8 protein-coding genes and 2 pseudogenes are annotated in these 8,904 nt (G+C 37.9%); 3 read left to right on the top strand and 7 right to left on the bottom strand.

What is annotated here, in order from left to right; all coding sequences use genetic code 11:
• Together ACESZH_RS08930 and ACESZH_RS08925 are read right to left on the bottom strand one after the other, a co-directional pair.
• A partial coding sequence (locus ACESZH_RS08930) for a hypothetical protein (protein ID WP_373219888.1) occupies positions 1-153 on the bottom strand: 153 nt, incomplete at its 3' end.
• A 20-nt stretch (positions 154-173) separates the two neighbouring features.
• Positions 174-599, bottom strand: a complete 426-nt coding sequence (locus tag ACESZH_RS08925; RefSeq protein WP_373214233.1) for a UPF0236 family transposase-like protein — start codon at positions 597-599, stop codon at positions 174-176.
• Between the two features lie 56 nt (positions 600-655).
• Here ACESZH_RS08925 and ACESZH_RS08920 point away from each other — a divergent pair.
• Both ACESZH_RS08920 and ACESZH_RS08915 read left to right on the top strand, forming a co-directional pair.
• A pseudogene (locus ACESZH_RS08920) lies at positions 656-841 on the top strand (Arm DNA-binding domain-containing protein); the annotation flags it as partial.
• 24 nt (positions 842-865) lie between these two features.
• Complete coding sequence (locus ACESZH_RS08915) at positions 866-1,669, top strand: tyrosine-type recombinase/integrase (protein WP_373219886.1); 804 nt, start codon at positions 866-868, stop codon at positions 1,667-1,669.
• On the opposite strand, the gene ACESZH_RS08910 is transcribed toward ACESZH_RS08915, so the two are convergent.
• From ACESZH_RS08910 to ACESZH_RS08890, 5 genes are read right to left on the bottom strand one after another with little or no spacing between them, the layout of a single operon-like run.
• Entirely contained in the window at positions 1,643-2,635 is a 993-nt protein-coding gene (locus tag ACESZH_RS08910) for a virulence RhuM family protein (RefSeq protein ID WP_373214237.1), read from the bottom strand. The two genes, ACESZH_RS08915 and ACESZH_RS08910, sit on opposite strands and share 27 nt — an antisense overlap.
• 42 nt (positions 2,636-2,677) lie before the next feature.
• Positions 2,678-4,246: an ADP-ribosylglycohydrolase family protein gene (locus ACESZH_RS08905; RefSeq protein ID WP_373214239.1), complete on the bottom strand. Its 1,569-nt coding sequence runs from the start codon at positions 4,244-4,246 to the stop codon at positions 2,678-2,680.
• A gap of 3 nt (positions 4,247-4,249) precedes the next feature.
• Positions 4,250-4,930, bottom strand: a complete 681-nt coding sequence (locus ACESZH_RS08900; RefSeq protein WP_373214241.1) for a DUF4433 domain-containing protein — start codon at positions 4,928-4,930, stop codon at positions 4,250-4,252.
• Positions 4,927-6,294 (bottom strand): 3'-5' exonuclease, encoded by a 1,368-nt coding sequence (locus ACESZH_RS08895; protein ID WP_373219882.1) that lies wholly within the window; start codon positions 6,292-6,294, stop codon positions 4,927-4,929. Before ACESZH_RS08895 ends, ACESZH_RS08900 begins: the two co-directional genes overlap by 4 nt.
• The gene (locus ACESZH_RS08890; protein ID WP_373214245.1) at positions 6,246-7,370 is read right to left on the bottom strand and encodes a Fic family protein; all 1,125 of its coding nucleotides are present in this window, start codon (positions 7,368-7,370) and stop codon (positions 6,246-6,248) included. Before ACESZH_RS08890 ends, ACESZH_RS08895 begins: the two co-directional genes overlap by 49 nt.
• Positions 7,371-7,500: 130 nt before the next feature.
• On the opposite strand from ACESZH_RS08890, the pseudogene ACESZH_RS08885 reads away from it, so the two are divergent.
• Positions 7,501-7,680 (top strand): annotated as a pseudogene (locus ACESZH_RS08885) (tyrosine-type recombinase/integrase); the annotation flags it as partial.
• Positions 7,681-8,904 lie beyond the last annotated feature (1,224 nt).

Genomic DNA, 8,904 nt, shown 5'->3' with positions numbered 1-8,904 from the left:
CTGTGCCTGGTAATAGATTGCTTCCGCATCGTACGGTTCTTTGATCCAGCTTCCTCCATCCCCGTTCAGGATTCTCTGCTGGATCTCATCTACATTATATTTTTTCTCAATCAGTGCCTCACGTTTCCCGTGGAAATCGCTGCTCTTTTCCATCCCTGCCAGCATTGCTTTGTTCACAAGGCGGCTCCCTCTGCTTTCCCTTCCGCCTCCCCTGCTTCCATCTGCTTTACGGTATAGTCTTCTTCCTCTCTGATCCGCTCTCCAAGCTTTTGCACCAGGTTCCATGCACCTCCATGGCTGATGCTCTGGCCGCAGGTTTCGCTGATGATATCCGCTGTTACACGGTAGGGGGATTCGGTAACCGTCATGGCTATCTTTTCTGCCAGGTTTGTAGAGATCAGCCCTATCTTATCCATCTGCATTGCTTCATCCAGCAGATACACAAAGGCCTTTTTCCCGTCCTCCAGCTTCGTCTGGTATACTCTCCGGGCATAAGCCACTTCGCCATAAACCGTCTTGATCGTAGTAGTCCGCTTTCCTTTATTCTGCTCCAGATGCTTGAAAGATATCAACTTTTCTTCTACAATAGATTTCATCATACAGTCTCCTTTACGTGTTTTCTTGGTCGTTAACATCATAAAGAAAAACTGTATGATTGGGAAGTAGGGAATTTCTCTACTTCCTTTTTATTTTAGTTTTAGGAACAATTCCTATTTCTGCCAATAACAATTATACACTAACCAAGTTCTATTACACCGACTATACAGGTACTAAAAAACAGAAACTTAAACGGGGCTTCAAGCTCCAACGTGAAGCAAAAGAATGGGAACGGTCATTCCTTCTCAAACAATCTGCAGAACCAACTATGCCTTTTTCCACCCTTTGTCAGCTATACCTTGATGATAAGAAGGAGCATAGCAAGCTTATCACTTATGAAACCAAAAAGAATCGTGTGGACAAATGGCTGCTGCCATACTTTGAGAAATGCTCTATAGATTCTATTTCTGCAGCGGATATCCGGAAGTGGCAAGCCGATCTGAAGAACTCTGTAAATGCCAACGACCAGCCCCTTTCCCCAGGCTATATGCAAAATCTTGTCACGGAGCTGTCCATCATATTCAACTTTGCAGTCCGCTTCTACGGCTTATCTATCAATCCCTGTAGGGTAGCAGGGAATACCGTTGGACAGAAGCAAAAGAGCCTGAATTTCTGGACAAAAGAAGAATTTGACCGTTTCATTGACACCTTTAAGCATTCGGATCCGTACTATACCGCATTCTTAATCCTTTACTATTGTGGGCTTAGAATAGGCGAATTTGAGGCTCTGATCGCCGCCGATATTGATACCAAAGAGAATACTATAACCATAAGCAAAACGTATCATCTGATCAACGGTGAGGGTGTAGTTACCTCCCCAAAAACAGCTAAGGCCAACCGGACAATCATTATCCCGCTATTCCTTTCAGAATGTATCCAACGGTATAAGGGCATGATCTACGGTATTACACCAGAAACACGGCTATTCATGGCTTCCCATTCTTCTTATGCCGGGCAATTAGAATCACATACAAAAGCAGCAGGAGTGAAAAGAATACGCTTGCATGATATCCGGCACCCATATGTCAAGTCCATGACAAAAAAATTAATTCTTTTCTTCCAAACTATGTAACTTTTCTATGCTTTCAAGAAAATGATACTCTACAGGAGAAAGGGAATCCTCCTGCTTTTTCCGATATTTCTCATATTCTCCATGCGCTTTCTTTAGAGCTTGCTTATGAGTAACCCTTCCTTTCGTAGTTAAAATATCCCTTCTTGTCATTTTTAGATAATCATCAATCGTTTCCAACCAGTCCTTCATATACATCGGCTCTTGATTTAGGGCATGGACTTCCGCAATATCCAAATATGCCGTAACGATTTTATTTAATGCATCTATTTCTTTTTCATTTAAATAATTCTTTGCAACCTCTACATCAGAACGTTTGATTTCTTTTCCAGCCCACGCTGTTAATCCCATATTATTCTTATCCGCATCTGCCCGCTGATAGATTATTTCTGCTGCCGTGTGTTTGTGAGCCGCCCAGTGCATTTTATTCTGTACCTGTTTAAAAAATAAAATCGAACTCTCTGATTTCGGGTCATAATCAATGCTGGTTGCATATATTTCCAGAACTTTTCTCCAAAATACTTTTTCAGAAGAACGAATATCACGGATGCGAGCCAATAATTCATCAAAATAGTTTCCGCCTCCAAGATTCTTAAGACGATCATCATCTAATGCGAACCCTTTTTTCATATATTCTTTCAAAATGGAAGTTGCCCATATTCTAAACTGTGTTCCTCTCAGTGATTTCACCCGATAACCAACGGAAATGATAACATCTAAATTATAGAAATCAACCTGATAAGTCTTGCCGTCAGAAGCAGTGTAGGCAAATTTTGCCCAAACTGCCTCTTTTACCAATTCTCTTTCTTTAAAAATATTTCTTACATGTTTACCAATTACGCTTTTATCCCGTTGAAATAATTCAGCCATCTGATCTATGGAAAGCCAAACCGTATCATGATCAAATGTTACTTCTATTTTTGTGGCTCCATCTTCTGTAGTATACATAAGTATGTTTGATTGTGGCATATTCTCTCCTCTATTAAGACAAACAGCAATTTAATAACACTATTATACCCGGTTACTATCTTTCATATCTGTTACATATTTTCCTATTTGTTCTACAAATAATTGATCAACTTTATACTTTTTAGAAAGATTTTTACTTGTTTCTTTGTCATCGATCAAATCTTCAATAATTTTCAAAACCTTGCCTATGGTAATATTCGTTTTAAATTCTGGATTTCCAAGTAATTCTGATATGTCCATCAAATTCAGCACGAATTTTTTTGATTCTTTAGGCGTAACTTGTTGAGGTGTTGACACCGGTTTTTTTGATTGATGAGATTGTATAGATATATTTTTAGGCTGAAAAGTCTTTGTGTATATAGTTTGCCCGAGCGTAGTCTGCCACTTATTGATTATTACAATACCATTTTTTCCATTTGGAGCATTACTTGATTCAACAAATCGCATTTTACCAATAGGTGTAGCATTCCATTGACTATTTTGAGCTTTTGCCTCTGCGACTTCTTTCTTGGTAGCTTCCTTTTTATTGTCTGCCATTAGGAATTCCGCCATTTGAACGAGACAGTTATAATCTTGAACTTCTCTCCATTCTGTCGGGATCCAATCTGTTCCGCTAAGCATTCCCAATAATCCACCGGTAATAGATGCAATAGTATCGGTATCAGCGCCAAAAGAGAACGCAGGGATTTTTATTCCAAGAGAGGGGTTATTTGCATATCTTGAAGTTAAGTAGATGGACGCTAATATAGCAACATCTCCGGCACCACTTGATTTATCGAAGCATTCCAACTCAGTCAGTACTTTTGTATCATCAAGAATTAACCCTTTTTTTAGAGAAGTTCCTATAAATTCAAGTTGTTTTACCATGCGAGTACGGACATTTTCCCATTCTATCAAAAAGTCGTATTCAAGATTTTGCCGGGCAATATTAAGCCATTCTTCAAAAATATCCAAATCCGGAACTGCCCCCCAAACATTCTGACCATCTATTACAGCAGCAACAAGTTCACCATATTCTAAAATGGTTTCTTTCTTCAAAAGATACTCAAGCGCATAGGCATAACATGTTGCACCTAAAAACGCACGGGGATGACCGTGAGTTATAAGAGTATCCTTCATAACATCCACTATTAGTTTCGCAGTATTGGGCGTTTTTGCAGATGCAATAACATGGGGTAAAATACGCATAACAGCACCATTGCCGCCAGCATTATAATAATCGCGAGTATATTGGGATTGCCATAACAAAATTCCCTTTTCACAGGATTTCGCAGCTTTTAGCAAAGCGCCTCCCCCTCCACGCTCGTAATTTAACCAGAAAGGAAGTTCTTTTTCTGCAAAAAATGTCTCCCAGTCACCAGCAATAATGCTTCGTGCCACAGCCAATGTCAGTTGTGTATCATCACTGTACTCGCCGGGCAAAATCTTCTCATCATGCCACCGCGGATTATTGGAACTGCGAATCCACCCAACAAAATTATCCATGACTTTTGGCTTTTTTACTCTATTTTTAGAACGCGGCTCATTAGGCCATCCTAATGCATCGCCAATAGCAGTAGCTAACATTGCACCTTTACATTTTTCCATTTGAGTCGGTATTTTCGTAGACATAATTTAATCCTCCTCTGACCATTCGCACCGAATTTCATTTGGTGAACAGCCCTCTTTAATCATATTGCTCCATTTCGTAGTCAATACATCTGGAGCAATATATATGCCTATATGCTCCAGATCATACATTTTTAAAATTGAATAGACGCGTCCTGCAACATCCTCGTTACCAACGGCAATGCCCTTGATATATTCTCGCGGAATACTATTTTCTATCAATATCTCGGCTTGTCCGTCTGTTGGACAGCAAGAAAGCATTTTTGATGTTCTTGGATAATCAAAAGTAGAAACTGTAGAGGCAAAAATAGAATCTATATTATTCATTTTTTTGCTTATATAAGCTCCATTTGCCTTACTTGCATTACAAGGACAAAATTTTGTGTTTTTATACTTTAGTATGCTCAAATCAATATACAAAACAATCCACTCTCTAAAAATTTTATCCGAATTATTCTGCATAGCTCTTTTTAAGAACCACGAATTTGGGTACTGTACAGAACAGCATACAAAATCCAATTTCCCGTCATAACGTGCGGTATCATTTACATTTTTCGTATCTTGGCGTATTGAACTACTAGCCAAAACACCATCTGCAGAAGTGATAATATGTGTCAGGTTTTGAAACTTTGTAAAATGACATAGTCGAGTAACGCCGCGTGTTGTCAAAATATCGTATGCACTCATGACAAATCCTCCTCATAAAAGAAATCGTAAGTATCCGAATCTCGTGGAAATAAAGGCGACAAATTTCCGCAGTAGGTCATATAAAGACCATATTTAGATCGGGTTGCTGCAACATAAAGGAGTTTTATTTCATCTGTATACATTTCCTCAATAGAAACGGCCCTCGAAATCATATCAGAATCCGGGAATTTATCCTCGGTTAGATATGGAATAAATACGTGGTCAAATTCCAGTCCTTTTGCAGCGTGAAAAGTTGTAAGATATACTTTCTTTAAATGGGCAAAACCAGGGGTCTCTTTATTGATTTTTATTGCTTCACAACCTCTATTTTTTAACCAAGCAAAGAAGCTATCAATATCAGCTCTATTTCTGCAGACAATGACAGTAGACGATGTTTTTCCTATCGCTATTGCACGATCTACAATCCAACTAACTTCATGTTGTTTATGGGAAAACTCTATCAATATTGGCTTTGGTCCTTCCGCAATTTGAGAAGCGGCTTCTACCATGTCTCCATCTTGTCGCCAGTATTTATTATGGGTAATGGCCCTTGCAAATGCTGTAATTGTTGCAGGATTGCGATAATTTACGTCAAAGCGCCATATTTTATTTATATCTATACCTGAATCACGCCATGACAAGCGACTGCCATAGATTTGTTGTGCAACATCTCCAAAAAATGTAAAAGAGCCATTATCAGCTACGGACTCTACCAATGACTTAATCATCATTGGCGAAAAATCTTGCCCCTCATCTACAATAATATGTGTATATCTCCGTTCACTATCGTCATTTTGCAATTCATTAAAGACATATAATGCCAAGTCATCCCAATCATATTTTTTACCGTCTGCTTCACGCAATTCTCTATATTTTTCATATACTTCAAAAATCCATTTCCTATTTTCACGTTTAATATTTGCAGAAGCGCGCCCAATACGTTCCGCTTCTTTGTACTCAGCAAAGCTGGAAAAACCAAATCTTTCTATAAATGTAATTTCCTCAATAAAAAATTCTATGGAACGCTTAAAAGTTGTTTCTGCCGGATATTTCTTTTTAAAATAATCCACAGCCTGCTCTATGTAAGACGCTTTTTCATCTGGACCTGCAATTCCGTTCCGATGTGGCATTTGCCCGCGACTATTCAAATAGCCACGGGCAAATGTATGATAATTTTCGACCACAAGTTTTTGAGCTCGATAATCGCTTAGACCACGCATATATTTGACCAACGCCCCATTAAATGTAACAAGCAGCACCTTGCCACCATTCGGAATGTTGTATTGTAAATTCTTGAACATACTACTGGCAAGCATTATTGCAATTCCAACACAACGCAATTTTTGAGGGACATATATTCCCAAATACGATTTCTTTCTTTTGAATTCATTTGAACGAGAATACCTTGCTCTTGTAGTAAATCTATCGCTTTTGCCGTTGAATTAAAAGAAAGTCCTGTTCCTTTTGAAGCGTAAGGAATGTTTGTTATTGGAAATCGCTTAAAATACTCATATACTATGGAAGTACTTCGGGATATCTTGCCGCTATTTATTAATAGTTCTTCATCCTTTGCTGTTGTATGTTCATATTGAATCAATGATTCTGCAGATTGTTTTGCAGTTTCTCCTATAGCCTTTACTAAAAACTTAATCCACCGAATATATCCACCGCTATATTGCGTTGTCCTGAGCAAGTCGAAATATTCATTTTTATTTTGATATAAATATTCTGATAAGCATATCAATGGAAATGTTTCGCTGGTAACGTCATGCAATATCATCGGAATTGTTATTCGCCCAACGATGCCGTTGTATTGTTCAAACGGATGAATTATCTCAAACTGATAATGCACTAATGCAGTTTTAATTAAGGGGTCAGTATCTTGGCCATTATATAAATAGGCAGAAATATCGGTCAATGCTGGTAAAACTTCAGTAGGTGCAGTAGGATTATAGGATTTGATATTCGTTCTAACATTATATAAAAAGGTCTGCCGATTTCTGACACCAATCATCTTGTCAACATTATCACCATACAGTGCAATTCCACATAGTTTGCTCAGACTCGGAGCAGAAATCGTCATATTTCTCGCTGTCTTATAAGCCAATGCAAGATTAGTAATTTGTACAATATCCTCTTTGCCACTCCCACGATTAACAAGTACATCTTGGAAAGTAGGACTATCATAGTCAATCATTAAAGAATATGCGCACTCTTTTAATAGCATTAATTCACTGAATGCATCTTTATTGGGAGCATATTTAAGGAGCCCCTCCAGAAAACCAATATTCCGATGTGCCTCAACTAGCAAAGCGGATAGTTCATCATCCATTTTATACATATCCCCATAAATCAGAGGGCGAGGGGTAAATGTGTAATATTTAAAATTGTTTTTGTTGTCGCCAATATGTTCAATATAGTCTCCTGTATAGGGAAGCATCTCATATACCTCAACAAAAAAATGTATTTTCAGTATATCATCAATATTGAAATTAAAAAAGCATTATTCCTTAAATTATTTCAAAAATCAAAGAAATAGTGCAATATAAATTAAATATCGAGTTTCATGACTTAGACACTCTCACGCTTCCCTCTTGATCGAAATGGGGTTCTCTGCCCTCCTTGTATCGGAGCGTTTTGGCCATGAAGATGTATCTACCACACTGAATATATATTCTCACCTGTTTCCATCCAAGCAGGTAGAGGTTGCAGAAAAGCTTGATAAACTGTGCCAGAATAACGGCTATTAATGATACTGAAATGATACTAGAAAAATCAGTAAAAGAAAATAAATGCTTCAAGATAATTAAAATCCAACGCAAAATCAACAAAAAGCAGATAGCGGAACCGTAAAAAATGCCCTATGCAATTCCCGTTATCTGCTCTCGAAAACCATTGATTTTACTGGGTTTTCAAGGCATAGCAGAATCAAAACCAATCAAATGGCATAGTAGCCTTGATTGGTTTTTATTTTGCCTGTAATTCCGGTATATTACTTAAAATTTGAGTTTTCTTATCAAGACTTTTTCTATTTCTATGACTTTTTCGCATAAGCGTTTTAATCTCATACGAATTACTTGTGTTGAAATTCTTTCTCCTTTTTCATTGGTTAAAACAAATTCCCCAAAAGGATTAAGGGCTTTTATCTTAGAGCACAGCCAACAAGGTTCTGCGTTGTTCGCTCTCTTTCTACTCGTCCCTTCTTTTCATCTGGCAGGTATGTATACCATTTACCGTTTTTACTTTGCCATTCTAATTGCAACCACATTTTCAATCGGACGATCATATAATCTGCTGACAGGCTTAACTCATGTGTAGCCGTATCATTGTTGTGCCATACTTTAGCTACGGATACATGACCATAAGCTCCTGCTGTTGACTGTACAGTTATCGTAGGTGTTTCCAGTTCACTGTTGAAATACTCTTCATTGAGAGATTGCTAATAAATCCTCATTTGTCAATGTCATGTCATCACGCCCACATTGAGGAACCGAAAAAGAAAAAAGATTGATTTTAGAAAAATTGGAAACATTCCATTGAATACTGCTGCCCGGTATGATATATTATAGATGAGGAACAACCGCCCACAAGGGGTTGACCTCATATAATGGTTGATAAGATTACCACCCTGAATACTCGGTCAAAGTTTAGAGGGTGGTTTTCTTATGCTTTAAGACATCAGTGACAAATCAAGTAAATGAATGTCAGCAATGCTAAGATGAACATTCCGAAAGCCATAAGATCTTGGAAATCGAATAATTTCTTATTCTTCTTATTCATCAGCACCACCCCCATTCTATGTAGAATAGAGGTCAAGCCACCCTGTAACACGATTGTTCCATGAGAGAAGTATAGCACAGCATGGACTATGTTACAAGGAAGGATTTGTTAGGTTATAGAAGAATACCCGACAGCATGTTATTACCATCTCTGTTATTTTAAAAATACACTTTTAAATATATACTCTGGCAAAC

Origin of the sequence: Ruminococcus sp. 5_1_39BFAA, from assembly GCF_964240875.1 — a bacterium.
Taxonomy (GTDB): domain Bacteria; phylum Bacillota; class Clostridia; order Lachnospirales; family Lachnospiraceae; genus Blautia_A.
This window is presented reverse-complemented; position numbering and strand designations above follow the sequence as displayed.